Annotated in this window: 21 protein-coding genes; 5 read left to right on the forward strand and 16 right to left on the reverse strand. The window is 72.4% G+C overall.

Going from position 1 to position 23,916, the window contains the following annotated elements:
- Positions 1 to 22: 22 nt before the first annotated feature.
- From ACF1DX_RS22955 to ACF1DX_RS22970, 4 genes are all read left to right on the forward strand, one after another.
- Positions 23 to 1,480: a peptidoglycan D,D-transpeptidase FtsI family protein gene (locus tag ACF1DX_RS22955; protein WP_391792991.1), complete on the forward strand. Its 1,458-nt coding sequence runs from the start codon at positions 23 to 25 to the stop codon at positions 1,478 to 1,480.
- Between the two features lie 248 nt (positions 1,481 to 1,728).
- Positions 1,729 to 2,334 carry a SigE family RNA polymerase sigma factor gene (locus ACF1DX_RS22960; protein WP_391792992.1) on the forward strand — a complete coding sequence of 202 codons (606 nt, stop codon included), beginning with the start codon at positions 1,729 to 1,731 and terminating at the stop codon, positions 2,332 to 2,334.
- A complete protein-coding gene (locus ACF1DX_RS22965; RefSeq protein WP_391792993.1) occupies positions 2,331 to 3,191 on the forward strand; it encodes a hypothetical protein in 861 nt (286 codons plus the stop codon). The genes ACF1DX_RS22960 and ACF1DX_RS22965 overlap by 4 nt, the downstream gene beginning before the upstream one ends.
- Positions 3,192 to 3,275: 84 nt before the next feature.
- Positions 3,276 to 4,106, forward strand: coding sequence for a pectate lyase (locus ACF1DX_RS22970; protein ID WP_391792994.1), 831 nt, complete (start codon positions 3,276 to 3,278; stop codon positions 4,104 to 4,106).
- Positions 4,107 to 4,375: 269 nt separating this feature from the next.
- Here the strand turns inward: ACF1DX_RS22970 and ACF1DX_RS22975 are convergent, their stop codons facing one another.
- The 14 genes from ACF1DX_RS22975 to ACF1DX_RS23040 all read right to left on the reverse strand — a co-directional run bounded on the left by ACF1DX_RS22975 (position 4,376) and on the right by ACF1DX_RS23040 (position 20,410).
- Positions 4,376 to 5,455 (reverse strand): dienelactone hydrolase family protein, encoded by a 1,080-nt coding sequence (locus ACF1DX_RS22975; protein WP_391792995.1) that lies wholly within the window; start codon positions 5,453 to 5,455, stop codon positions 4,376 to 4,378.
- A complete protein-coding gene (locus tag ACF1DX_RS22980) occupies positions 5,439 to 6,560 on the reverse strand; it encodes a pectinesterase family protein (RefSeq protein ID WP_391792996.1) in 1,122 nt (373 codons plus the stop codon). Before ACF1DX_RS22980 ends, ACF1DX_RS22975 begins: the two co-directional genes overlap by 17 nt.
- Before the next feature lie 86 nt (positions 6,561 to 6,646).
- Positions 6,647 to 7,981: a polysaccharide lyase family 1 protein gene (locus ACF1DX_RS22985; RefSeq protein ID WP_391792997.1), complete on the reverse strand. Its 1,335-nt coding sequence runs from the start codon at positions 7,979 to 7,981 to the stop codon at positions 6,647 to 6,649.
- Positions 7,982 to 8,015: 34 nt separating this feature from the next.
- A complete protein-coding gene (locus ACF1DX_RS22990; RefSeq protein ID WP_391792998.1) occupies positions 8,016 to 8,813 on the reverse strand; it encodes a rhamnogalacturonan acetylesterase in 798 nt (265 codons plus the stop codon).
- 134 nt (positions 8,814 to 8,947) lie between these two features.
- On the reverse strand, positions 8,948 to 10,303 hold the full coding sequence (locus ACF1DX_RS22995) for an ABC transporter substrate-binding protein (RefSeq protein WP_391792999.1): 1,356 nt from the start codon (positions 10,301 to 10,303) through the stop codon (positions 8,948 to 8,950).
- A gap of 72 nt (positions 10,304 to 10,375) precedes the next feature.
- Positions 10,376 to 11,905, reverse strand: coding sequence for a family 43 glycosylhydrolase (locus tag ACF1DX_RS23000; protein ID WP_391793000.1), 1,530 nt, complete (start codon positions 11,903 to 11,905; stop codon positions 10,376 to 10,378).
- Complete coding sequence (locus tag ACF1DX_RS23005; protein ID WP_391793001.1) at positions 11,902 to 12,747, reverse strand: PmoA family protein; 846 nt, start codon at positions 12,745 to 12,747, stop codon at positions 11,902 to 11,904. The genes ACF1DX_RS23000 and ACF1DX_RS23005 overlap by 4 nt, the downstream gene beginning before the upstream one ends.
- Positions 12,744 to 13,937, reverse strand: a complete 1,194-nt coding sequence (locus ACF1DX_RS23010; RefSeq protein ID WP_391793002.1) for a Gfo/Idh/MocA family protein — start codon at positions 13,935 to 13,937, stop codon at positions 12,744 to 12,746. The genes ACF1DX_RS23005 and ACF1DX_RS23010 overlap by 4 nt, the downstream gene beginning before the upstream one ends.
- The gene (locus tag ACF1DX_RS23015; protein ID WP_391793003.1) at positions 13,934 to 14,830 is read right to left on the reverse strand and encodes a carbohydrate ABC transporter permease; all 897 of its coding nucleotides are present in this window, start codon (positions 14,828 to 14,830) and stop codon (positions 13,934 to 13,936) included. Before ACF1DX_RS23015 ends, ACF1DX_RS23010 begins: the two co-directional genes overlap by 4 nt.
- Complete coding sequence (locus ACF1DX_RS23020; protein ID WP_391793004.1) at positions 14,827 to 15,759, reverse strand: carbohydrate ABC transporter permease; 933 nt, start codon at positions 15,757 to 15,759, stop codon at positions 14,827 to 14,829. The genes ACF1DX_RS23015 and ACF1DX_RS23020 overlap by 4 nt, the downstream gene beginning before the upstream one ends.
- Positions 15,760 to 15,855: 96 nt before the next feature.
- Complete coding sequence (gene araD, locus ACF1DX_RS23025; RefSeq protein ID WP_391793005.1) at positions 15,856 to 17,586, reverse strand: L-arabinonate dehydratase; 1,731 nt, start codon at positions 17,584 to 17,586, stop codon at positions 15,856 to 15,858.
- Positions 17,583 to 18,491: a dihydrodipicolinate synthase family protein gene (locus tag ACF1DX_RS23030; protein ID WP_391793006.1), complete on the reverse strand. Its 909-nt coding sequence runs from the start codon at positions 18,489 to 18,491 to the stop codon at positions 17,583 to 17,585. Before ACF1DX_RS23030 ends, araD begins: the two co-directional genes overlap by 4 nt.
- Complete coding sequence (locus ACF1DX_RS23035; protein ID WP_391793007.1) at positions 18,488 to 19,174, reverse strand: GntR family transcriptional regulator; 687 nt, start codon at positions 19,172 to 19,174, stop codon at positions 18,488 to 18,490. The genes ACF1DX_RS23030 and ACF1DX_RS23035 overlap by 4 nt, the downstream gene beginning before the upstream one ends.
- A 642-nt stretch (positions 19,175 to 19,816) precedes the next feature.
- The gene (locus ACF1DX_RS23040; RefSeq protein ID WP_391793008.1) at positions 19,817 to 20,410 is read right to left on the reverse strand and encodes a TIGR03086 family metal-binding protein; all 594 of its coding nucleotides are present in this window, start codon (positions 20,408 to 20,410) and stop codon (positions 19,817 to 19,819) included.
- A gap of 132 nt (positions 20,411 to 20,542) precedes the next feature.
- Here ACF1DX_RS23040 and ACF1DX_RS23045 point away from each other — a divergent pair, with 132 nt between their 5' ends.
- Positions 20,543 to 21,775, forward strand: a complete 1,233-nt coding sequence (locus tag ACF1DX_RS23045; protein ID WP_391793009.1) for an MFS transporter — start codon at positions 20,543 to 20,545, stop codon at positions 21,773 to 21,775.
- Here ACF1DX_RS23045 and ACF1DX_RS23050 read toward each other — a convergent pair.
- On the reverse strand, positions 21,712 to 22,875 hold the full coding sequence (locus tag ACF1DX_RS23050; protein ID WP_391793010.1) for a hypothetical protein: 1,164 nt from the start codon (positions 22,873 to 22,875) through the stop codon (positions 21,712 to 21,714). The genes ACF1DX_RS23045 and ACF1DX_RS23050 overlap by 64 nt on opposite strands.
- Complete coding sequence (locus tag ACF1DX_RS23055; RefSeq protein WP_391793011.1) at positions 22,872 to 23,813, reverse strand: 5-dehydro-4-deoxyglucarate dehydratase; 942 nt, start codon at positions 23,811 to 23,813, stop codon at positions 22,872 to 22,874. The genes ACF1DX_RS23050 and ACF1DX_RS23055 overlap by 4 nt, the downstream gene beginning before the upstream one ends.
- Between the last annotated feature and the right edge of the window lie 103 nt (positions 23,814 to 23,916).

Consider the following 23,916-nt stretch of genomic DNA (forward strand, 5'->3'; position numbering starts at 1 on the left):
CCCGTTCGTCTGTCCGAACGGAATGAACAAGACGATCAGGCGTGCCTCTGTCTTCATCCTGCTCCTGGTGTTCGCCCTGCTGGTCAGGGCGACCTGGGTGCAGTTCTACGAGGGCCGGGCACTCGCGGACGACCATGACAACCGGCGCAACGCGATCGAGACGTACGCGGAGCCGCTCGGGAACATCGTCGTGGCCGGTGAGTCGATCACCGGCTCGGCGCGGACGGAGGGAGGCGACCTCGCGTACAAGCGCACGTACGAGAACGGCCCGCTGTACGCGGCGGTGACGGGCTACGCCTCGCAGGCGTACGCGCCGACCCAGCTCGAGGGCATCTACCAGGACCTGCTCAACGGCACGGACCCCCGGCTGAAGACGGTGACGGACACCGTCACCGGCCGGCGCGCCGAGCCGGGCACCGTAGTGACGACCATCGACCCGGCGGTGCAGCGGGCGGCGTACGAGGCGCTCGGCGACAAGAAGGGCGCGGCCGTCGCGATCGACCCGAGGACGGGCCGGATCCTCGCGGCGGTGTCGACCCCGTCGTACGACCCGGCGTCGCTGACCGACGCCAACACCGCCGGCGAGGCGTGGAAGGAGCTCACCGCGGATCCGGACAAGCCGCTCACCAACCGGGCGCTGCGGCAGCCGCTGCCGCCGGGCTCGACGTTCAAGCTGGTCGTCGCGGCGGCGGCACTGGAGGACGGGCTGTACGGATCGGTGGACGAGGAGACCGACAGCCCCGACCCGTACACGCTGCCGGGCACGGTCACGGACCTCACCAACGAGAACCCGGACGCGCCCTGTGCGGACGCCTCGATCCGGGTCGCGCTGCAGTACTCCTGCAACAACGTCTTCGCGAAGATGGCCGTCGCCCTGGGCCAGGACAAGGTGCGGGCGATGGCGGAGAAGTTCGGCTTCAACGACGAGACGCAGGACGTGCCGGTGCGCGCCTACCCCAGCGTGTACCCCTCGGACATGGTGCCGTCGCAGACCGCGCTCACCGGGATCGGCCAGTTCGACGTGACCGCGACGCCGCTGCAGATGGCGATGGTGTCGGCGGCGCTGGCCAACGGCGGGGAGCTGGTGTCGCCGCACATGGTCAGCCGTGTCACCGACAGCGGCGGCGACGTGCTGGAGGAGTACGAGGACGGGGCCGGGACGGAGCGGATCGTCAGCGCCTCGACCGCCGAGCAGCTCCGGTCGGCGATGGAGACGGTCGTCGAGGAGGGCACGGGGTCGAACGCGCGGATCCCCGGCGCCACCGTGGGCGGCAAGACGGGCACCGCGCAGCACGGCGAGAACAACAGCGAGACCCCGTACGCCTGGTTCACCTCGTACGCCAAGTCGGACTCCTCGGACCAGGAGGTCGCCGTGGCGGTCGTGGTGGAGCAGTCCGACGCGGCCCGCTCGGAGGTCAGCGGCAACGGTCTGGCGGCCCCGGTCGCCAAGGCGGCGATGGAAGCGGCGCTGCGGGACTGAAGACCCACCGGCCGGCAGGCCGTCCGTACCACGGGCCGTCCCCTTCCCCTCGGGGGCGGCCCGTGGTACGGATGCGGTTACCGACCGGCCAGACACCGTTCGACCCTCCGTACGAGCCCGTGCATGATCACTGCTACGCTCCGGAACTCACGCCGGTCACTCCGGATGTTCACGTGTCATCTACATGACACACACACTGTCACCGGTGCCCGTCGGGCGCCCGACGCCGCTGTGAGGGGAGGGCGCCCGTGGGCACCGTCGTCGACGACGCCGCCTCCGTGGAGTTCCACGCGTTCTTCGAACGCCACTACGCCGAACTGTCCCGGCTGGCCCATCTGCTGACGGGTGAGGCGGACACCGCCGACGATCTGGCGGCGGACGCGCTGCTGGCGCTGTGGCACCGCTGGGACCGGGTGCGCGCCGCCGACCATCCGGCGGCGTACGCCCGGGGTGTGGTGGCCAATCTGGCCCGGACCCGGATCCGCAGCGCGGTGCGCGAACGGCGGCGGATCGCGCTGTTCTGGTCGCCGCGCGAGGAACGGACCGAGAACCCCGACGTGCCGGGGGTGGTGGACGTGCAGGAGGCGCTGCGCCGGCTGCCGTTCCGCAAGCGGGCGTGTGTGGTGCTGCGGCACGCCTTCGACCTGTCGGAGAAGGACACCGCGCTGGCGCTGGGCATCTCGGTGGGTACGGTGAAGAGCCAGACCTCGAAGGGGATGGCCGAACTGCAGCGGCTGCTGGGCACGCGGGAGGTACCGCGCCAGGTGCACGCGGCGGTGGCGGCCGCCGCGGGCGGGAAGACGGCCGGGAGCGTGCGGAAACGTCCTGGCGGGGCCACGGGAAGGAACCGATGACGATGCGGCGGGACGTGCACGAGGAGCTGCGCGCCCGGCTGCACGAGGCGGCCGGGGCGCACGAGCCCGACCGGGAGCGGATGCTGGCCCGGGTGGAGCAGGGCATGGCCGGACCGGCCCGCCCCGAGCACCGGGCCGCGCGCCGGCCGGTGTCCGGCTGGTTCCGGGTGGCGGGCGCGACGGCCGCGGTGGCCGGGGTGCTGGCGGTGGGCGGCTACGCGGTCGCGTCCTCGGTGGGGGGTGAGGAGGCACCGCCGCAGCGGCAGGTGGCCGTCTCGCCGACGCCCACGCCGTCCCCGGAGGCGACGAGCCGGCCGCCCGGGCCGTCGGCGGACCCCGCGCCGGACACCTCGGAGCAGCCCCGGAACACGGCCACCCCGCCCGCGGCGACGCCGAGTTCGTCCGGCGGCCCCGAGAAGCCTCCGGCCGGGGTCGAGGACGGGCCGCTGTGGTCGGACGGCTCGGTGGACCCGCACAGCAACGAGTTCTGGGCGCAGAGCAACGTCACCCTGAAGACCACCGAGCGCCTGACCTCGCTCACCGTGGAACTGCGGATCGCGCAGACCGGCGGGGTGACCTCCACGGGCGCCTGGCGCTCGCTGCCCGAGGACGACTTCGCGCTCTCGGTGGACGAGCGGGACGGCTTCCTCGTCTACGTCTGGACGCTCAAGGACGGCCGCACCGTCGAGCCCGGCGAGTGGGTCTTCGCCGGGCAGTACGACCACGAACGCGGCGGCCGGGACGCCGGGGAGGACACCTACACGGCACGGGCCGGCACCGGCTCCGAACAGCGCGCGGTCGGTGGCGATTTCGCGGCGCAGGACGACAAGGACGCGGCGGACGACGAGGGCTCGTAAAAAAGATCGTCCGAGGCGGCAACCCTTTCCGGAGCGGCGGCGACCAGAAGACGCAAAGACCCTCTCCATGCAAGGACATCGCGCATGACTGCACGACCCGAACGGCCCGTCTCCCACCGCCGCCGGACCACCAGGCGGCGGGCCGTGATCGCCGGAGTCTCCGCGCTCGGCATCACGGGGGCGGCGATCGTCACCACGACGATGCTGTCCACCGCGGGCGCCGCCTCGGCCTGGCCCTCCGACACCGGAAGCAAGCCGGTGTCGAAGACCATCCCGGTCTCCGGGACGTACGACGGCGGCATGAAGAAGTTCTACGGCGCCGGCGCCCTCGGCGGCGACGGCCAGGACGAGGGCCAGGACCCGGTCTTCGAACTGGCCGACGGCGCCACGCTGAAGAACGTGATCATCGGCACCCCGGCCGCCGACGGCGTGCACTGCAAGGGCAGTTGCACCCTGCAGAACGTGTGGTGGCTGGACGTCGGCGAGGACGCCGCCAGCTTCAAGGGGAAGTCCTCGTCGGCCCAGTACAAGGTGATCGGCGGCGGCGCGAAGAAGGCCGACGACAAGGTGCTGCAGTTCAACGGCGCGGGCACGCTGACCGTGAGCGGCTTCCGGGTCGAGGACTTCGGCAAGCTGGTGCGCTCCTGCGGCAACTGCAAGACGCAGTACAAGCGCACGATCGTGCTGAAGGACATCGACGTCGTCGCGCCGGGCAAGTCGCTCGTCGGCATCAACACCAACTACGGTGACACCGCCACGCTGTCGCAGATCCGCATCCAGGGCGACAGCAAGAAGAAGATCAAGACGTGCACCCGTTACCAGGGCAACAACACGGGCAAGGAGCCGAAGGACCTCGGCTCCGGCGCCGACGGGAAGTACTGCAAGTTCTCCTCCTCGGACATCACCTACAAGTGATCCCTCCGGGCCCATGACCCCGGGCCGCCGTCCCGACGTCCGGCGGCCCGGTGACCGGTACCGTCCGAGCCCCCCTCGGACGGCCGGTGCCCCGGCGGTCCGGACCCCCATCCGGACGGCCACCAGGACGCCCCGCCGGCTCACCTCCGGCGGGGCGTCCGTCGTTCGTCCGGGGCCGGACATGTCCCGGGCCGGCGGGAACACGCCGGCGCCCGCGCTCGCGGAACGCGACGGCACGGTCGAGCCGGTGGCGCCGGCCCCGGAGTCGGTCAGGCCGGTGCGGCGGCGGTGACCGACTCCAGCCAGGCGTAGGCCTCGTCCTGCATCGCGGCGTCGAAGACGTGGCCGCGCCCCGGCCACGTCTTCAGCCGCAGCCGCTCCCCGGCACCGCGCGAACGCCAGACGGCCCGCAGCTTGTCGTACGCGACGCGCACCCCGTCGGCGGGGAACAGGGTGTCGAGCCCGCCGTGGAAGAACAGCATCGGCTTCGGCGCGGCGACGCTCGCCACGTCGGGGATGTCGAGGTGCCGGGCGAGCCCCGGGTGGAGCATGTGGAACGCGGACTGCCCGCGCAGGGTGTTGTTGCCGGGCACCATCATCTCCTTGAGTCCCGTCATCCAGCACACGCTGACCGCGGCCGCGATGTCGTCGCTGAGCGCGGCGGCCTGCCAGGCGCGGTAGCCGCCCATGGAGAAGCCGACGGCGGCGACCCGGCGGGCGTCCACCCGGTCCAGGCCGGCCAGGAAGGCCGCGGCCCGCTGGTCCTCGCGGGCGTGCAGTCCGGCGAGGGAGGAACCGAGGTGGTGGAGGGTGCTCGCCAGCGCCTGCTGCCGCTCGTAGGCGAGCGGCTCGCGGTCGCCCCAGCCGAGGGCGTCCGCGCAGAACACCACGTACCCCCGCCGGGCCAGTTCGTCCCCGACGAAGCGCCCGCCGAAGTACCGGCCGGCCCACTCCTCGGCGGAGGCGAGGCGGATGTCGTCGTACCAGGGCCGGACGCCCTTCTCCTTGCCGATGTCGAACCGGGACCCGTGGTCGTGCAACAGCAGGACCGCCGGGAACGGGCCGGCGCCCCGCGGGGTGAGCAGGGCGCCGCGGACCCGTTCGTAGCGGGTGAGGGAGAGAGTGACCAGCTCCCGCGTGTACCCGTCGCCGTCCGAGCGGGCGGTGAACTCCGGGGCGTACGGCGTCCCGTCCTGCCGGTCGACGAGGAGGTGCTCCTCGACCACCGCGCGGGCCGTGTGCCGCCACGCGTCGAAGTCCCGGACCGGTGAGGCGCCCCAGGCGAGCGGGAAGGTCAGCTCGTCCTTGAGCGCCGTGTGGAAGCCGGGCAGGTCACCGGTGGCGGGCATAAGGCCGCCAGTCGCCGAGGTACGCCTCCCGGGTGTGCGAGGCGGCCTCCGCGCGGGTGAGCCGGGGCCGGTTCCCGGGCACGGTGATCACCGCGCCGGGGCCGGTGTTGCGGTACTCGGCGAACCGCTGGTCCTGCCAGGGGTACGCGTCCCGCATGGTGGCGTAGGGCGCGACGGCGTCGATGCCCGCGCCGAGGTGGGTCTCGCGCACGGTGAGCATGGGGCGGGCGGTGGGGTCGGAGCTGGGCACCCAGGGGCGGGCCAGCTTGTAGTAGCCGTCGGGGGCCTCGCTGCTGATCCTGCTCCGGGTGACCAGGTAGCCGCGCGGGTTGGCGCCGGCGGTGGAGGGCGCGAAGACGAAGCCGTACGGCGGGGCCGTGAGGTCGGGGCGGACCAGGGTGCGGAAGTGGCAGTGCTCGAAGACGGCGGTGGCCCGGCCGAAGACGAAGTCGACGTCGCCCTCGGCGTAACAGTGCGAGAAGTACTGGCGGGCGAAGGTGTCGAGGGAGAGGGTGTCGGCGTACAGGGTGTCCTGGTGGCCGAGGAACCGGCAGTGGGTGAAGGCGCTGCGGTCGCCCTGCACCTTGAGGGCGACGGCCTGGGTGCCGCTGGTGCCGGGGAGGTCGGTGCGCAGCCAGTCGTTGGCGAAGGTGATCCAGCGGGCGGTGAAGCCGTCGGGGCGCACGGTGGTGGTGGCCGAGCCGGAGGTGCCGTGGGTGCCGGAGCCGTCGGGCTTGGGGGTGCCGGCCGCGTTGTCGTGGACGATCACCACGTCGCGGGGGTCCTCGGAGGCGCCGAGCCAGGTCATGCCGGTGCGGTCGGCGTCGACGGAGACCGTCTCGCGGTAGGTGCCCGGGGCGATGACGAGGGTGCGTCCGGTGCCGGTGGCGGCGGTGACGGCGGCCTGGACGGAGGTGAGGTCACCGGCGCCGCGCGGGTGGACGTACAGGGTGCCGGGGGTGAGGCGGGCGGACGGTGAGCCGTACCGGCCGAACGGGCGGCGGGGCCGGTGGCCCGCGTGGGCCGGGGCGGCGGAGAGGGTGAGCGCGGCGGAGGCCGTGGCGCCGGCGAGCAGGACGTTCCTTCTGGACAGGGGTGAGGTCATGCGGGTGCTCCTTGGGGGACGGGACCGGGCCGGTGCGGGCCGCAGTGGGGGCGGGCCGCACCGGCCCGGTCGTCGGGAGGGAGGTGTCAGCGGATGCGGCCGGCGCCCGCGCCGTGCCCGACCAGGAACGGGACGGCGCGGGCCGGGTGGACGGCGGTGCGCAGGGTGGGCGTCCAGCCGGCGCCGGACCGGAGGGTCTCGGCCGGGATCTCCGCGTTGTGCACGGCGATCAGGTCGACCCGCTCGCCGTTGACCCGGTTGTGCGCGGCGGTGACCGGCGAGTCGTTCCACCGCTTGAGGATCTTCGCCGGGCTGATGCCCTTCGCCAGGGTGAACGCGTTGTGCTCGGCGACGAGCTGGGACTCCTTGCCGATGCCGAAGCTGTAGGAGTAGCCCTCGGTGGCCACGAAGTGGTTGTTGTAGACGTCGACCTGGCCGAAGCGGACACGGGGCGCGCGCTCGACCAGGCCCGAGAACAGGTTGTGGTGGAAGGTCGCCTTCAGCTTGCCCCGGTCGCCGACGGCGGTGGACTCGCTGTCGCTGTTGCCGATGAGGATCGTCTTGTCGTGCTCGGTGAAGACGTTCCAGGAGGCGGTGACGTGGTTCGCGCCCTTGACGATGTCCAGCTCGCCGTCGTGCTGCTGGTACAGCATCCCGAAGTGGACCGGGGCCTCGCTGTCGGGGTGCTCGCCGTCGGTGAAGGTGTTGTGGTCCAGCCAGACGTGGGTGGAGCCGTGGACGACGGCGGTGTCGTACTCGGAGTTCCAGTTGCCCCGGTCGCCGTCGGTCGGGTCCCACTGGGGGAAGCAGTCGACCGGGCTCTCGAGGGTGAGGTTGCGGACGATGACGTTGTCCACGTCCTTGATCTGGAGGCTGGCGCCCTTGATGCCGGCGTTCCGGCCGACCCCGATGATCGTGGTGTCGGAGGGGACGTTCACCTTGATCGCCGTGTCCTGGGCGGCGGCGGAGGCCCTGCGCAGTCCCTCCGGGCTGTCGTCGGGCTCGGCGCTCAGGTCCTGCTCCAGGCCCCAGGTCTCCGGCGCGTACGCCTCCAGGTAGGCGTCGAAGTCGTAGCCGGGCGCGGCGAACGCCTCGCAGCCCTCGGAGACCGCGTCGATGGTCCCCTTCACCTTGATGATCCTCGGGGCGTCCCCGCCGTCCGCCAGGGCCGCCTTGAACTCGGCCCAGGTGCGCACGGTGTGGACGTGCTCGCGGTCGGCGTCGGCGCCTCCGGTGGTGCCGGTGCCGTGGGAGGCCCAGCCGTCGCCCGCGCCCAGCGTCTGCCGGGCGGGGTCACGGTGGTGGTGCGACGGGGAGTGGGCCTGGGCGCCGGTGCCGGTCAGGGCCAGCACGAGGGCGGTGCAGCCGGCCAGCGACGCGGCTCTCGACATGGCATGCCCATGCCATCCAGATGTGCTCATGGTGCGGCTCTCCTTCTTCATGGTCCAGGGGGTGTTACGCGACGGCCTCCGGCCAGGTGATCCACTCCTGGGGGATCTCCGCGTCCAGCCGGCGCACGTCACGCGGCGCGAGCACCCGGGTGCGCAGCAGCTCCCGGGCGACCAGCCGTGCCACGGCGATCGCGCCCGGCGGGTTGAAGTGCGTGTTGTCCTGTTCGGCCGCCGTCCAGTTGAAGTACCTCTTGGTCTCCTCGGCCCCGAGCTCCTGCCACAGCGCCAGCGACAGGGCCTGGACGTCGAGCAGCGCGACCCGTTCCTCGGCGGCCAGCGCCCGCATCGCCGCCGGGTACTCCCCGTGGCTCGGCACGGCACGCCCGTCCGCGTCGAACCGCCGCCGCTCCACGGCGGTGGCCAGCACGGGCCGCGCCCCGCGGGCCCGCGCCCCCTCGACGTACCTCCGCAGGTACTCCTGGTACGTCGACCAGGGCTCGGTGTAACGGGTGGGATCGGCGGACTTCTCGTCGTTGTGCGCGAACTGGACGAGGAGGAGGTCACCGGGCCGGATCGAGGAAAGGATCACCTCGAGCCGCCCCTCGTCGGCGAAGCTCTTGGAACTCCGCCCGTTCACGGCGTGGTTGGCGACCGTGAGATGCCGGTGCAGCAGGAACGGCAGCGCCATCCCCCACCCGGTCTCGGGCGCGGCGTCGGCGTACTTCTGGGCGGCGGTGGAGTCACCGGCGATGTAGAGGGTGCGGTGACGGCGTCCGCCGGCATGAGCGGTGCCGGTCGCGGCGAACGCCAGGGGAACGGAAGCGACGGCGGCGGAAGTGACCTGTCTGCGGCTGAGTGACACGCCGGTGACCCTTTCGGCTGGGAACGGACGAACTCACCTGGTACGCGGCCCGGTTCGCTTCGGGCCGCGGCCGGCCGGGGACGGCCCGCGGCCCGAAGCGGACCGGGCCGCCCCACGGCGAGAAGGACCTGGCGTCAGCCCCGCTGCTCCTGCCACTCGGCCTGCGCCTCGTCGAGCTGCTCGGCCATCGTGTCCAGGAAGTCCTTCGCGCTCATGTCCCCGAGCAGGACCTTCTGGAAGTTCGGCTCGTTGTCGGCCTTGGAGATCGTGTTCCAGTCCGGCAGGTAGTACGGCAGCTGGACAATGGTGGTGGAACCGTCGTTCAGCGCCTCGGCAGCCAGCTTCGTGGGCTCCGCCTTGCTGATCCACTCGTCCTTGGCCGCGTCCGTGTGCGCCGGCACCTGACCGGCCGACTCGTTGAACTTCGAGTTGGACTGCGCCGACGTGGCGAACTCGATGAACTTCCAGGCGGCCTCCTTGTTCTTGGAGGTCTTGAACATGCCGACGCCGTCGACCGGGTTGGAGACCTGGACCCGCTTGCCGCCGGGCCCGGTCGGCTGCGGGATGCCCCGGAACTTCTCGGCGGTGAGCGCCTTGACGTGGTCCTGGTACGAACCGAGGTTGTGGTTCAGCATGCCGATCGTGCCGGAGTCCCACTGCGCGACCATCTTGGTGAAGTCGTTGTTCAGGTCGGCCGCGGGGGTGACCTTCTTGAACAGGCCCGCGTACTTCTCCAGGGCCTCGACGTTCTTCGGGTCGTTGACCGTGGTCTTCTTGCCGGAGGCGTCCCAGAACGAGGTGATGCCGGACTGCCCGTACATCGCGTCCAGGGCCTGGGCGATGGAGCCGGCGCCGCCGCGGATGGTGTAGCCGAACTCGTTCCTGCCCTTGTCCGTCAGCTTCTCGGCGGCCTCGTAGAACCGGTCCCAGGTGGCCGGCTCCTCCAGCCCCGCCTTCTCGAACAGGTCGGTTCGGTAGTACAGCACGCCGTTGTTCGCCGAGGTCGGGATCGAGTACAGCTTGTCGTCACCGCCGCCGGCGGCCCGCAGCGACTCGATCATGTCCTTGTTGAGCTTGCCGTTCAGCGGCGACTTGGCCAGCCGGAAGTCCAGCGTGTCGAGCGCGCCCTGGGCGGCGAAGCCCGCGAGCATCGAGGCGCTGATGCCGCCGACGTCCGGCAGGCCGCCGCCCTGGATGGCGGTGTCGACCTTGGACTGGTACTCGGTGGAGGCGATACCGACGTACTGGACGTCGATGTCCGGGTTCGCCTTCTCGAAGTCGGCGATGATCTCCTTCCAGATCTCGGTGCGGACACCGCCGTTGTTGTCCCAGAAGACGATCTTGCCCTTGCCGTCGCCCTCGGCCCCGCCCCCGCCGCCGCTGCCGTCGTCGCCGCAGGCGGTGGCGGTCAGGGCGAGCACGGCCCCCAGGGCGACGGCGGTGGAGGTCCGGCGCCTGCCGGTGCTGTCTCCGAGAATGCTGATCTTCATTGGTCGGCTCTCTTCTTCTGGATCCAACGGACTGTGAAGGTGTGGGGGGACGGTCGGGGCGTACGGCGGTGTTCAGCCGTACGCCGGGGTGCTGATCCGGAACCGCGTGAAGGTGGCGGTACCGGCGTGTCCCTGGCCGGTGGGTGCCACGGCGACCAGGCCGAGCAGGGCTCCGACCCAGCGCCAGGGGGTGGCGGCGAAGACCTGGCCGGAGGGGCGGAAGCCGTCCCCGGTGTCGCAGGAGAAGCGGCAGCGCGCCCCGGCGCCGATCTCGACCCGGAGGCGGGCCCGGCCGCCGGGAGCGGGCCTCGGGTGGTCGGCGTCGCGTTCCTGGTCGGCGACCGTCTCGGCGAACCGGTGCACCACGTGCACCGTGCCGTCCGCGCCACGCTGGAGCCCGATCCAGCGGTAGGCGTCCCCGAGGACCGCGAGCCCGGCGCGTGCCCCGGGTTCCTCGCCGTCCAGCCGTAGCTCCACCTCGACGGTGCACGGGTCGCCGGGCAGCCGCTGGGTCAGGACGTGGGGCAGTCTGCGCAGGTCGTGCGCGTCGGCGGAGCGGACACAGGTCAGCCGCAGCCCGTCGGCGGAGTGCTGGGTGGCCCAGCCCTCCTTCGGGTTGGCGGTCCACGTCCACTGGCGGCCGAACCGTCCGCCGGGGAAGTCGTCGTCGGTGGCCGGCGCGGCGGGCGGCTGCGGCGGCAGGTCCGGGCGGCGGTGTCCGGCGACGGGGGCGCCGTCGTCCCCGAGCACCGGCCAGCCTTCCGGACTCCAGCTCATCGGCTGGAGGTGCACGACACGGCCGTACGGGCCGCGCTGCTGGAAGTGCAGGAACCAGTCCTCGCCGGACGGGGTGCGCACCCAGCCGCCCTGGTGGGGGCCGTTGACGTCGGTGTCCTTCTGTTCGAGGACGACCTTCTCCTCGTACGGGCCGAAGAACGCCCGGGAGCGGAAGGCGCCCTGCCAGCCGGTCTCCACTCCCCCGGCGGGTGCGAGGATCCAGAACCAGCCGTCGTGCCGGTAGAGCTTGGGCCCTTCCAGGGTGAACCAGCCGGGGATGCGGTCGCCGTCGACGATCACCTTGCCCTCGTCGAGGAGTTCGGTGCCGTGGGGGTGCATCCGGTGGCCGGTGAGGCGGTTCTTGACGCCGGAGCGGGACTTGGCCCAGGCGTGCACGAGGTAGGCCTCGCCGGTCTCGTCGTCCCACAGGGGGCACGGGTCGATCAGGCCCTTGCCGGCCTTCACCAGCAGCGGCCGGGTCCAGGGGCCGCGGATCTCGGGGGCGTTGACCTGGAAGACGCCCTGGTCGGGGTCGCCCCAGAAGATCCAGAACCGGCCGTCGTGGTGACGCAGGGAGGGGGCCCAGACCCCGCAGTCGTGCCGGGGTGTCGTGAACTCCGCTTCGGGTTCCAGGCGTTCGAGGGCGTGGCCGACGAGGGTCCAGTTGACCAGGTCGCGGGAGTGCAGCAGGGGCAGTCCGGGGGCGCGGCCGAAGCTGGAGGCGGTCAGGTAGAAGTCGTCGCCGACTCGGATCACGTCCGGGTCGGACCAGTCGGCGTTCAGGACCGGATTGCGGTAGGTGAGGTCGGTCCGCTCGGCGGTCACGGGCTCACCGCCTTGCGGACCAGGGCGGCGGCCGCGCCGCGGTCGAGGCGGCCGTCGGCGACGACGGTGACGATCCGGCGGACCACGGTCTCGCCGGGCGGCAGCGGCAGCCGGTCGGTGTGGGCGAGGGAGGACCCGACGCCCGGGTACTCGGCGGTGCGCACGAACCAGGGGTCCCGCCGGGTCTGTTCGGTGGCCCCCGCGAAGACGAGCGTCCAGGTGGATCCGGCGAGCGCGATCCAGTCGGCCGGCCGGCCGTGCGCCTCGCCCTCCCCCTCGGCGGAGGCGGTGAAGACGTCCGGTGCCGTCTCCTCCTTGCGGGCCCGCCAGAAGAAGCCGCCGTACGCGGCTCCGGGGCGGCCGTTGGTGGCGGGGCTGCCGACGGAGAGCGGGGCGCTTGTGACGTTGGTGAGGGAGAAGGTGAAGTCCAGTGCCCAGGCGGCACCGGTGAGTTCGGTGGCGGCGACCGTGCGGCGCTCGCGCAGCAGCTCGCCCGGCGCGGCCATCCAGCGCAGCTCCTCGACGAACCCGTCGGGATCGCGCAGCTGGTAGGCGGTGTGCCGCTGGGAGCCGTGGTTGTCGAGCTCGGTCGGCCCCCGGTCGCGGACGTAGGTGCGTCCGCCCCAGAAGTTGAACCCCTCGACGTCGGGAACGGCGACACCGACGCCGAGGTGGTGGGTGTGGTCGGCGGGGCTCAGTTCGGTGACCGCCGTGCCGGCCAGGGTGGTGACGGGGTGCAGGTACGGCCGCGGGGAGAGCCGGGCCGGCAGTTCGGGCCGGGTGACGTACCGGCCGACGGGCCGGCCCGCGACGCGCAGCACCACGGAGTCGTTGCCGGTCATCGGGTGCTCACCTCTTTCGGCAGGTGGTGGGCGGGCGGGGCCCAGGGGGCGCCCAGCTCGGAGTAGAGGGACAGGGTGTCGGCGGCGGCCGCGACGAGACCGTCGACGCCGGGCACGACCCGCCGGTTCTCGCCGGGGACGCGGTGCCAGGCTCCGTCGGGCAGCGGGGCCGGGTCGGGGGCCTTGCGGATCGCCTCGACGACCTGCATGAAGGCGCCGGTCTCGTCCGGGGTGACCAGCAGGGGGGTGCCGTCGGTGAGGTGGGCGACGAGGTTCTCCAGCAGGTCGGTCCGGTCGAACCGCGTCTCCTCGGGGCCGTGGTCGGCGCGCTGGAGCAGGACGCGGTCCTGCTTGTACCAGAAGGTGATCCGGCCGGTGGTGCCGTGCACCAGGACGTACGGCTCGTCGGCCCGCTCGGCGCACAGGGTCGCGGCGACGGTGACCGAGCCGCCCCGCGTGGTGGTGATCCGTACGCAGGAGGTGTCGTCGGACTCGATGTCGTTGGCGCGCAGCAGCTCGGTCTCGATGCCGGCGACGTCCTCGGCGCGGGTGCTGCCGGCGAGCGCGAGGGCGGTGGCGACGGCGTGGGCGAGCGGGTTGGTGAGCGCGCCGTCGACGACGTCGACGCCGTTCAGCCGGCGCCGACCCGCCCAGGGCGCCCGCCGGAAGTACTCCTCGGGCCGCACCCAGGCACCGGCTCCGCCGATCCCCGTCACCCGGCCGACGGCGCCCCCGTCGACCAGGTCGCGGATCGCGGGCACGGCGTGCGAGCCCAGCGACTGGAAGCCGATCTGGCAGGCCACCTTGGCCGCGGCGACCCCGTCGGCCATCCGGCGGTACTCGGCGTACGACGGCGCCGGCGGCTTCTCCAGCAGGATGTGCACGCCCCGCTCGGCCGCCGTGAGGGCGAGGCCGGTGTGGGTCGGGATCGGGGTGCAGATCACCGCGATCCGGGCACCGGTGGACTCCAGCAGCGCGCCGAAGTCGGCTGACTGCTCGGGGAGTCCACCGCCGAACTCGTCCTCGGTGAGCGGGGTGAGCTCGCAGATCCCGGCGAGCCGCAGAAGCCCCTCCGCCTCGAGGCGGCGGATGTTCGCCACGTGCCAGCGGCCGTGGCCGCGGGCGCCGGCGAGGACGACGGGCAGCGGGGTGCCGGGCGCGGTCCGGGGGGCGGTCCGAGGTGTGGTCATCCCTTTACCGCCCCCGCGCTGAACCCGGTGATCAGCCACTTCTGGATGAAGGCGAAGACGATCACGACGGGGACGGCCGCGATGATGCCGCCCGCGGCGAGCGCGCCGAGGTCGACGCTGTCCGCGCTCATCAGGGTGTTGAGGCCGACCGGGATGGTCTGCTTCTCCTGGTTGTTGAGGAACATCAGGGCGAACAGGAAGTGGTTCCAGGAGTGGACGAAGGCGAAGGAGCCGACGGCGATCAGACCGGGCCGCAGCAGCGGCAGGACGACCACCCGGAAGGCCTTGAACCGGTTGCAGCCGTCGACCCAGGCGGCCTCCTCCAGGGAGTACGGCACGTTCTTGATGAAGTTGCTGATCAGGATGATCGACAGGGGGAGCTGGAAGACGGTCTCGGCGATGATGACGCTGCCGAGCGAGTTGATCATCTGCAGTTCGGCGAAGATCTCGAACAGCGGGACGAGGAGCAGCGCGCCGGGCACGAACTGGGAGCACAGAAGGGCGAGCATGAAGCCCCGCTTGATCCTGAAGTCGAACCGGGCGAGGGCGTAGCCGCCGGCCAGGGCGACCAGCGTCGTCATGATCAGGGTGGCGACGCCGACCAGCACGCTGTTGTAGAAGAAGGTGCCGAAGCTGCGGTCCGTCCAGACCTTCTCGAAGTGGACGAAGGTCATCGGCCAGGGCACCAGCGAGGTGGAGCCGGCCGGGCGGAGCGCGAAGAGCAGGATCCAGTAGAAGGGGATGAGGGTGAAGACGAGGTAGATGCCCAGCGGCAGGTATATCTGCCAGCGGGGGGCCTCGTCCCAGGCCCGGCGCCTCTTGTTCGGCCGCGGCGGCTCGGGGGCGGTGCGCGCGGGGGCGGGGGCGGCCACGGTGGCCTCCTTGGTGATCACTTCTCGCCTCCGAACTTGCTCAGCCGCAGGTAGACCATCGAGCAGAAGAGCAGGATGAGGAACGCGACCGTGGTCAGGGCCGACGCGTAGCCGAAGTTGTGGGCGTCCACCGAGGTGTTGGCGATGTACAGCGGCAGTGTCGTGGTCTCGCCCGCGGGTCCGCCGCCGGTCAGCGTGTAGAGCAGGTCGACGTTGTTGAACTCCCACACCGCGCGCAGCAGCGTGGACAGGATGATGGCGTCCTTCAGGTGCGGCAGCGTGATGTGCCAGAACTGCTTGACGCGGCTGGCCCCGTCGACCTCGGCGGCCTCGTAGAGGTCCTTCGAGACGGACTGGAGGTCGGCGAGGATGAGGATCGCGAAGAAGGGGACACCGCGCCACAGGTCGGCGACGACCACCGCCGGGAAGACGGTGGAGGTGTCCGACAGCCAGCTCACGCCGTAGTCGCCGATGCCCATGTCCGCGAGGTAACGGGTGATGCCCGTCTGGGAGTTGTAGAGCAGCACCCAGATCGCGGAGGTCAGCACGCCGGAGACGGCCCACGGCGAGAAGACCATGGCGCGGCCCAGGGCGCGGCCGACGAAGGTCTGGTTGACGATGAGGGCGAGGGCCAGGCCGAACAGCAGTTGCAGTCCGACCTCGACGAAGACCCACTTGGCGCTGAAGACGAGGGTGTCCCAGAACAGCGGGTCATCGGTGAAGATGCGGGTGAAGTTGTCGAAGCCCGCGTAGCCGTTCCGCCAGGGCTTGGTGGGGTTGTAGTTCTGCAGGCTGTAGTAGAAGACGCTGATGACCGGGTAGGCGATGAAACCCAGCATGAGCAGGGCGGCCGGCGCGATCAGCAGGTACGGGAGCCTGCGGGGCGTGGCGGAGGCACGGCGCCGCCGGGGTGGCCTGGGCGGTTTCGCCACGGCTGCGGCATGGGCCATGACTGTTCTCCGTTTCTCGGTACGTCGTACGGTGTGGCGCGTGTGCGGGGGAAGCGCTTTCTTCGTAGGTGTGCGGGGGCCTGGACCCGCGGCCGGTCAGCCGGCGTACGGGTCCTGGACCGTGCCCGGGCGGGCGAGGAACTCGAAGTCGCAGCCGGTGTCGGCCTGCGTGATCTGCTCGTTGTAGAGCGCGCCGTAGCCGCGTTCGTAGCGCACGGGCGGCGGCGTCCACCGCTCCCGGCGGCGCTGAAGCTCCTCGTCGTCGACGTCGAGCTGGAGGACGCGCTTCTCGACGTCGAGGGTGATCGAGTCCCCGGTGCGCACCAGGGCGAGCGGTCCGCCGACGTACGACTCGGGGGCGACATGCAGGACGCACGTGCCGTAACTCGTCCCGCTCATCCGGGCGTCGGAGATCCGCACCATGTCCCGCACGCCCTGCTTGAGCAGGTGGTCGGGCAGGGGCAGCATCCCGTACTCGGGCATGCCCGGGCCGCCCTTGGGGCCGGCGTTGCGCAGGACCAGCACGCTGTCGGCGGTGATGTTCAGCGCCGGGTCGTTGATGGTCCGCTGCATCTGCCGGTAGTCGTCGAAGACGACGGCGGTGCCGGTGTGCTTCAGCAGGTGCGGTTCGGCGGCGATGTGCTTGATGACGGCACCGTCCGGGCAGAGGTTGCCGCGCAGTACGGCGACCCCGCCCTCGTCCGCGACCGGGTTGTCGCGGGGCCGGATGACGTCGTCGTCGTGCACCCGCGCGCCGGCGATCTGCTCGCGCAGGGTGTCGTGACAGACGGTGGGACGGTCCAGGTGGAGCAGGTCCGGGATCCGGGAGAGGAACCCGGGCAGTCCGCCCGCGAAGTGGAAGTCCTCCATCAGGTACGTCTGTCCGCCGGGCCGCACGTTGGCCAGCACCGGGACGGTGCGGGCGATGCGGTCGAAGTCGTCGAGGGTGAGCCTGACGCCCGCGCGTCCTGCCATGGCGATCAGGTGGATGACGGCGTTGGTGGAGCCGCCGAGTCCGAGGACGGTCGTGACCGCGTCCTCGAACGCCTCCGCGGTGAGGATGTCGCTCAGCTTCCGGTCCTTGTGGACCAGGTCGACGATGGTCAGGCCCGCCTTCGCGGCCATCCGGTCGTGCCCGGAGTCGACGGCCGGGATGCTGGACGCGCCCGGGACCGTGACGCCGAGGGCCTCGGCGGCGGCGGTCAGCGTGGACGCCGTACCCATGGTCATGCAGTGGCCGGGCGAGCGGGCCAGGCCGCTCTCCAGCTCCTGCATCTCGCAGTCGCCGATGACACCGGCGCGCTTGTCGTCCCAGTACTTCCACATGTCGGTACCGGAACCGAGGACCTCGTTGCGCCAGTGCCCGGGCAGCATGGGCCCGGCCGGCACGAACACGGTGGGCAGGTCGGCGCTGGCGGCGCCCATCAGCAGGGCGGGCGTGGACTTGTCGCAGCCGCCCATCAGCACGGCCCCGTCGACCGGGTACGACCGCAGCAGCTCCTCGGTCTCCATGGCGAGGAGGTTGCGGTAGAGCATGGGGGTCGGCTTCTGGAAGGTCTCGCTGAGGGTGGAGACCGGGAACTCGAGGGGGAAGCCGCCCGCCTGCCACACCCCCCGCTTGACGGCCTGCGCGCGGTCGCGCAGGTGGACGTGGCAGGGGTTGATGTCGGACCAGGTGTTGAGGATCGCGATGACGGGCTTGCCCAGGTGCTCCTCGGGCAGGTAGCCGAGCTGGCGGGTGCGGGCGCGGTGACTGAAGGAGCGCAGGCCGTCGGTGCCGTACCACTGGTGGCTGCGGAGCTGCTCGGGGGACTTCCTGGCGCTCATATCGACCACCCCGCGGCGATGGCGGCGACCTCGGCGCGCTCGCTCTCCGGCAGCGGCCTGCTCGGCGGGCGGACCTCGCGGCGGCACAGGCCGAGGGAGGCGAGGGCCTCCTTGACGACGGTGACGTTGTTGGCGGAACCGTTGGCGGCGCGCAGCTCCTCGAAGCGGCGGATCTGCTCCCACACCTTCATGGCGGTCGGGTAGTCGCCGGAGCGCAGCGCCTCGAGCATGTTCAGCGAGACGGACGGGGCGACGTTGACCAGGCCCGAGGTGAAGCCGGTGGCGCCGGCCGAGAAGTAGGAGGGGGCGTACGGCTCGGCCAGCCCCGCCACCCACACGAACCGCTCCAGGCCCGCGTCGCGGGCGAAGGCGGCGAACTTCGCCGCGTCCGGCACGGCGTACTTCACGCCGATCACGTTGGGGCAGGCGTCGGCGAGTTCGGCGAGCCGGGCGCCGGTGAGCTGGGCGTTGCGGAGGTAGGGGACGACGCCGAGCTCGGGCACGGCCTCGGCGATCGCGCGGTGGTAGTCGACCCAGCCGCTCTGCGAGACGTAGGGGTGGACGGGCTGGTGCACCATCACCATCCGCGCGCCGAGTTCCCGGGCGTGCCGCGCGGAGGCGACGGCGGTGGGCACGTCGTGGCCCACCCCGACCAGGATCACCGAGCGGTCGCCGGCCTCCTCGACGGTCAGCTCGGTGACCAGCCGGCGCTCGTCGGGGGTCAGGGCGTAGAACTCGCCGGTGTTGCCGTTGGGGGTGAGGGTCGTGATGCCACCGTCGAGGAGACGACGCAGCAGGGCCCGGTAGGTGTCCGGGTCGACGGAGCCGTCCTCGGCGAACGGGGTCACCGGGATCGCCACCACGCCGGCCAGGGCCGCCCGCTGGGTCTCGAACGTCGTTGTCATGCCTGACCGTCCTCTTTCTGGGCTTCCGGGGCCGCCTCGAAGTCCGCTTCGACCTCGGGGAAGGCTCGTCGCACGAACGACGCGATGTGCGAGTGCAGTGCGCGCGCCGCGCCGTCCGCGTCCCCGTCGAGCGCGAGCCGCAGGATCTCGCGGTGCTCGCTCGCCTCCCGTTCCCAGGAGGGGTCGGCGGCCCAGGCGACGGCCGAGACGAGGGCGGCCTGGTCGCGGACCTCGTCGAGCATCCGGCCGAGCAGCGGGTTGCCGCAGGGCACGTAGAGGGCGCGGTGGAACGCGCGGTTGGCGAGCGACCGTTCGGCCGTGTCACCGGCCTCGTCGGCGCGGGTCAGCGCGTCGCGTGCGGCGTCCAGGGAGGCGCCGCGGCGCACGGCGCGCCTGAGTGCCTCGGGTTCCAGGAGCAGCCGCACGTCGTAGACCTCGCGCGCCATGTCCGCGTCGACCATGCGCACCGTGACGCCCTTGTACTGGCTCATCACGACCAGACCGGTGCCGGCCAGGGTCTTGAGCGCCTCGCGCACCGGGGTCTTGGACACCCCGAACTGTGCGGCGAGGTCGGTCTCGACCAGGGCCTGGCCCGGTGTGAACCGGCCGGTGAGGATGCGGCGTTTGATCTCCTCCAGCACGTACTGCGTGCGGGAGGGGATCGGCGTGGGCACAGAGGTCATGCGCGCCTCTCGGATGTCGCGTCGGATCTCGCGTATCGGATCTCGCGTATCGCGTCTCATATATGACGTACGAAGTACGACGCCGATGACCGTAGGAGTGGCCCAGAGTTTCGTCAATGCTTCTGACACAGAAAGTTTCCGTTGCCTCACACGGTGTACGTGCGGCCCTTCCGGGCGGTGGCGGTGGGCCCGCCGAAGGCGGAGGCGGTCCGGACGGTCGCGGCCTCGGGGGGTGAGTGGGGGGCCGACGCGGGTGACGAGGAGTGCGCGCACGGCCGCCCGCCGGGCGGTGTCGCCGGCATCCTCGGGCGTCAGGTGAAACTGTTCGCTTTCGCGATGCTCGTCGATGCCCGCCTCGCAGAGGAAGAGGCCGACGGCGCGGGCGATTCCGGTGAGCGTGTCGCACGGTCGGTGTGCGGGTGGGAGATCCATGCGGCGCTCAGCCGGGTCGGGGCCGTGTGCCGCCGCAACTCGGCGAACGTCCCGGACCCGGCATCGGCCCACACCTCGGCGCCCCGCCGCGCGGGAGGTACCCGGAGCCGGGGCGGTCCGGGCCGGGGTGCGGGGAGGCGGTGCCGAGGACGGTGCGGGTGGGAGTCACGCGGGGAGAGGACGAGGCGCTCCCCGGCCCTCGCGCGTGCTTTACGCCGGCCGCGTCCAGCCCGGGTCCCGGCCGCTCAGCCCGATCGTCCGGTCCAGGAGCGGGGCGTCGGGCGGGACGGCGACGACGGGGCCGAAGATGCCGTCGCCCCTGTCGGAGTCCGCGGCGGCGGCCAGGAGGAAGTCGTACGACGCCCGCAGCGGGGCGGGGTCGGGCGCGTAGACCTGGCCGGTCGCGCGGGCCAGGTCCCAGCCGTGGATCACCAGTTCGTCGGTGACGACGGCACCGGCGACCGCGCCCGGCAGGTCGACACCGCCCGCGCGGGTCATGCCGGTCCAGGACGCCGGGTCCCGCCAGACCCCGGCGAGTTCGTCGAGCACCTTGGGCAGCTCCTCGCGCCAGCCGGGCCCGATGTCCGGCAGGGCGGCCTCCGGGCTGGTGTCGGTGGTGGCACCCAGCTCCTTGCGGCCCGCGTCCCGGAAGGCGACGGCCAGCCCGAGGAGGTGGCCCAGCATGTTCCGTACCGCGTACCGCGGACAGGGGGTCCCGTCCGCCAGCTGCTCGTCGGTGACGCTCTCGGCGAGGCGGGCCACGATCCGGGTCTGCGGTCCGAGGTCGAGCGTGGTGTCGGTCATCGGGCTGCTCCTCCTGAGGGTCTTCCTGGGTGGTAGACCGATCCCGGCGGCGGAACCCATCGCCCGGCCGCCCCGCTTCTAAGGCACCTGCCCGATCCCCGGGGGCCGTCCTTAGCCCCACGATGGCCAGGCATGACGACGACATGGACGACGGCCCGCGTGGTGCGGGACCGCAACGCCGGGCTCTACCTCATCGGCGTGGTGATCTCCGGGTTCGGCACCTCCGCGCTGTGGCTGGCCTCGGGGGTGTGGGTCAAGGACCTCACCGGCTCGGACGGTCTCGCGGCCGCGTGCCTGCTGGCGATGTGGGCACCCACCCTGGCCGGCCCGCTGCTGGGCACCCTGGCCGACCGGTTCCGCCGCCGGCCGCTGCTGATCGCCGCGAGCCTGCTCATGGCGGTGCTGTTGCTCACCCTCTGCGCCGTCGACTCGCCGCGCGGGCTGTGGCTGCTGTACGCGGTGCTGTTCGTGTACGGCGCTGCGGGCGTCGTCCATGACGCGGCCGAGTCGGCGCTGATCGCCACCGCCGTGGACCGCTCCCTGCTCGGCGACTTCAACGGGCTGCGGATGACCGCCGACGAGGGCATGAAGCTGCTGGCCCCGCTGGCGGGCGCGGGCCTGTACGCGGCGTACGGCGGGGCGGGCGTCGCCGTACTGGACTCGGTCACCTTCCTGCTCGCCGCGGTCGTGTACGCGTCGCTGCGGGTACGGGAGGACCGGCCGGTGCCCGTGACCGGCACTGCCCGCGGGCGAACGGCCGAGGGCGTCCGCCACCTGTGGGCGCATCCGGTACTGCGTCCCCTGGTGCCGGCGGGCGGCACGACGATGCTGTGCGCGGGCCTGAGCGGGGCGCTGGTCTACGCCGTGGTCGACGCCCTCGGTCACTCCCCCGCGTACGCCGGTGTGCTGTACGCCGTCCAGGGCGCGGGGTCGGTGCTCGTCGGCCTGCTCTCCGGTCCCGCCCTGCGGCGCCTCGGCGAACGGCGCTTCGCGGCGTACGGCATCGCCCTGCTCGCCGTGGCGGTGGCGCTGCGCGCGGTGCCTGACGACCCGCTGGCGTGGGTGTGCAGCGCGGCGATCGGCGCGGGCCTGCCCGCCGTACTGATCGCCACCCTGACCGCCGTACAGCGCGAGACCCCGCCACCGCTGCTGGGCCGGGTCACCGCCACCGCCAACACCCTGGTGTTCACCCCGAACGTCCTCGGCCTGGCGGCGGGCGCGGCCCTGGTCGAACTCGTCGACCACCGGCTGCTGCTGGCCGTGCTCGGGGGTGTCCTGACGGTGACGTCGGCGATGCTGTTTCACAGGCCGGCGAGCGCCGACCGCACCGCCTCCAGGTCCCCGTCCGACGCCAGCCCCGCGTGATACAGCCGCAGTTCCGTCGCGCCCAGCCGGCGGGCCTCCGTCGCGTCCGCCGCCAGCGTGCCGGGGTTGCCGCCCATGCCGGAGACCACGGTGAAGTTGGCGGCGAGGACGGTGTCCGCGCGGGCCTCCCCCGCGAACGGGGCCAGCAGGCCGGCGCCTCCCGTGCAGGGCACGACCACTCCGTCGGCGACGGAGAGGATGTGGGCCGGGTCGACGCCGGCGTTGGCGCCGCAGTGGTAGGAGACCGGGTCCGCGTGCAGGAGGACCTGGAAGCCCTCGGGAGCCGCCTCCCGTACGGCCCGGACCGCGGCCTCCTGGAGCGTGCGGGCCGTCGCGTCGCGCCACGTGCGCGTGGCGTTCGCCGGTGTCTCGCCGAGGAGCTTCTCGACGCCCGCCCAGCCCCCGTCGGAGGGCGCCCCCCGCCACACCGGTTCCAGCACGGCGCGTACGGCGGTGGCGAGCTCGTCGGCGTCCAGGCCGTGCGCCCCGTATCCCTCGCGGCAGGACGGGCAGAAGCACAGGGACATCAGATACTGCCCGGCGTCCCCGAGGCCGACCCCGGCGGTCTTGTCGTGGGCGTGCAGATGGGCCAGTCCGTACCAGCCGAGGGACTCCAGCTCGGTGCCGCGCGCTCCGGGGCGTACCGCCGCCTCGGCGGCGAGGTCGGTCAGGTACGCGCGGGTGGCGGGCTGGGCGACGCACGGCGCCCAGGGGTAGCGGTCGCCGTAGGCGTTGACCACCGAGGTGTCCGGATGCTCCGCGCCGAGGCGGGAGTTGTGCGCGAGCACCACCCAGGTGTGCACCTCGAGGCCCGCGTCCGTGAGGGCGGCGGCGGCCTCGCCGAAGGCGTCCCCGGGCGCCCAGTCGCCGGCCGGGTACGGGCGCGGGGTGCGGCCGGACCAGTGGTCCCCGGCCGGGTACAGCACGGCCGCGTGCTCGGCGGTGACGACGCGGTGGCGCGGGTGGCGCGGGGTCAGCGCGCGGGTGGAGTGGTAGGCGGAGGCGAGCGTCACCTGCGCCGTGCCGAGCGCGGCGATCCGCGCGGGTGCCTCCGGGTCCCCGTTGACGTCCCAGGGGTAGACGAACGCCGACGTCTTCACCGGCTCTCCTCCAGCAGTGCGTGTCCCCGCTCGATCAGCCGGGCGAGCTGTTTGACATGGTCCCCGGCCGGTTCGTGCAGCGGCGGCCGGACCTCGCCCACGTCGAGGCCGCGCAGGCGTACGCCGGCCTTGACCAGGGAGACGGCGTAGCCTGCGCCCTGGGCGCGCAGTTCGACGAACGGCCGGTAGAAGCCGTCGATCAGGCGGTGCGCGGTGTCCGTGTCGCCGGTGCGGAAGGCGGTGTGGCAGGCGAGGGCGATCTCGGGCGCGAAGCAGAACACCGCGGACGAGTAGAGGGTGACGCCGATGCCGCCGTAGGCGGGCTGGGTCAGTTCGGCGGTCGGCAGCCCGTTGAAGTACAGGAAGTCGGCGGGGCCCTCGGCGCGTACGGCGCTGACGATCCGCTGCATCAGGTCGAGGTCGCCGAGGCCGTCCTTGAAGCCGACGATCCCCTCGGTACGGGCCAGTTCGACGACGCCCTCGGGGGTGAAGACGGCGTTGTCGCGCTGGTAGACGATGACCGGCAGGGAGGTGGCCGCGGCCAGTTGCCGGTAGTGCCGCAGCAGTCCCTCCTGCGCGGCCCTGACCAGGTAGGGCGGCATGGCGAGCAGGCCGTCGGCCCCGGCGCGTTCGGCGAGGCGGGCGTAGCGGACCGCGAGCGCGGTGCCGTACCCGGCGCCCGCGACGACCGGGACGCGTCCGTCGGCGGCCTCCACGGCGGCCGTGACGCACAGTTCGAACTCCTCCGGCGTCAGCGCGTGGAACTCACCGGTGCCGCAGCAGGCGAACACGGCGGCGGCCCCGGCCTCCACCCCGCGCCGCACATGGAGGCGGTAGGTGTGGAGATCGACGGAGCCGTCGGGTCCGTAGGCGGTGACCGGGAAGAACAGCGGCCCGCTGGGAACACCGAGTCGGGCGGCGAGAGGGGCTGACGTCACAAGCTCTCCCTGGTCCACATTTCTGATTCACGTCCCCATATTTGAACATGTTCACGCTAAGACGCCCCGGAGGTCCCGGTCAAGCACCGCCCCCCGCCACACA

This window comes from Streptomyces sp. NPDC014676, from assembly GCF_043084105.1.
GTDB lineage: Bacteria > Actinomycetota > Actinomycetes > Streptomycetales > Streptomycetaceae > Streptomyces.

Bases quoted from the DNA above. Each gene is read 5' to 3' on its own strand.
- araD (WP_391793005.1), bottom strand. From the start codon at position 17,586: ATGAGCGCCAGGAAGTCCCCCGAGCAGCTCCGCAGCCACCAGTGGTAC.
- ACF1DX_RS23030 (WP_391793006.1), bottom strand. From the start codon at position 18,491: ATGACAACGACGTTCGAGACCCAGCGGGCGGCCCTGGCCGGCGTGGTG.
- ACF1DX_RS22955 (WP_391792991.1), top strand. From the start codon at position 23: ATGAACAAGACGATCAGGCGTGCCTCTGTCTTCATCCTGCTCCTGGTG.
- ACF1DX_RS22995 (WP_391792999.1), bottom strand. From the start codon at position 10,303: ATGAAGATCAGCATTCTCGGAGACAGCACCGGCAGGCGCCGGACCTCC.
- ACF1DX_RS23020 (WP_391793004.1), bottom strand. From the start codon at position 15,759: ATGGCCCATGCCGCAGCCGTGGCGAAACCGCCCAGGCCACCCCGGCGG.
- ACF1DX_RS22965 (WP_391792993.1), top strand. From the start codon at position 2,331: ATGACGATGCGGCGGGACGTGCACGAGGAGCTGCGCGCCCGGCTGCAC.
- ACF1DX_RS23010 (WP_391793002.1), bottom strand. From the start codon at position 13,937: ATGACCACACCTCGGACCGCCCCCCGGACCGCGCCCGGCACCCCGCTG.
- ACF1DX_RS22980 (WP_391792996.1), bottom strand. From the start codon at position 6,560: ATGACCTCACCCCTGTCCAGAAGGAACGTCCTGCTCGCCGGCGCCACG.
- ACF1DX_RS23040 (WP_391793008.1), bottom strand. From the start codon at position 20,410: ATGACCGACACCACGCTCGACCTCGGACCGCAGACCCGGATCGTGGCC.
- ACF1DX_RS22970 (WP_391792994.1), top strand. From the start codon at position 3,276: ATGACTGCACGACCCGAACGGCCCGTCTCCCACCGCCGCCGGACCACC.
- ACF1DX_RS23005 (WP_391793001.1), bottom strand. From the start codon at position 12,747: ATGACCGGCAACGACTCCGTGGTGCTGCGCGTCGCGGGCCGGCCCGTC.
- ACF1DX_RS22975 (WP_391792995.1), bottom strand. From the start codon at position 5,455: ATGCCCGCCACCGGTGACCTGCCCGGCTTCCACACGGCGCTCAAGGAC.
- ACF1DX_RS22985 (WP_391792997.1), bottom strand. From the start codon at position 7,981: ATGAGCACATCTGGATGGCATGGGCATGCCATGTCGAGAGCCGCGTCG.
- ACF1DX_RS23035 (WP_391793007.1), bottom strand. From the start codon at position 19,174: ATGACCTCTGTGCCCACGCCGATCCCCTCCCGCACGCAGTACGTGCTG.
- ACF1DX_RS23045 (WP_391793009.1), top strand. From the start codon at position 20,543: ATGACGACGACATGGACGACGGCCCGCGTGGTGCGGGACCGCAACGCC.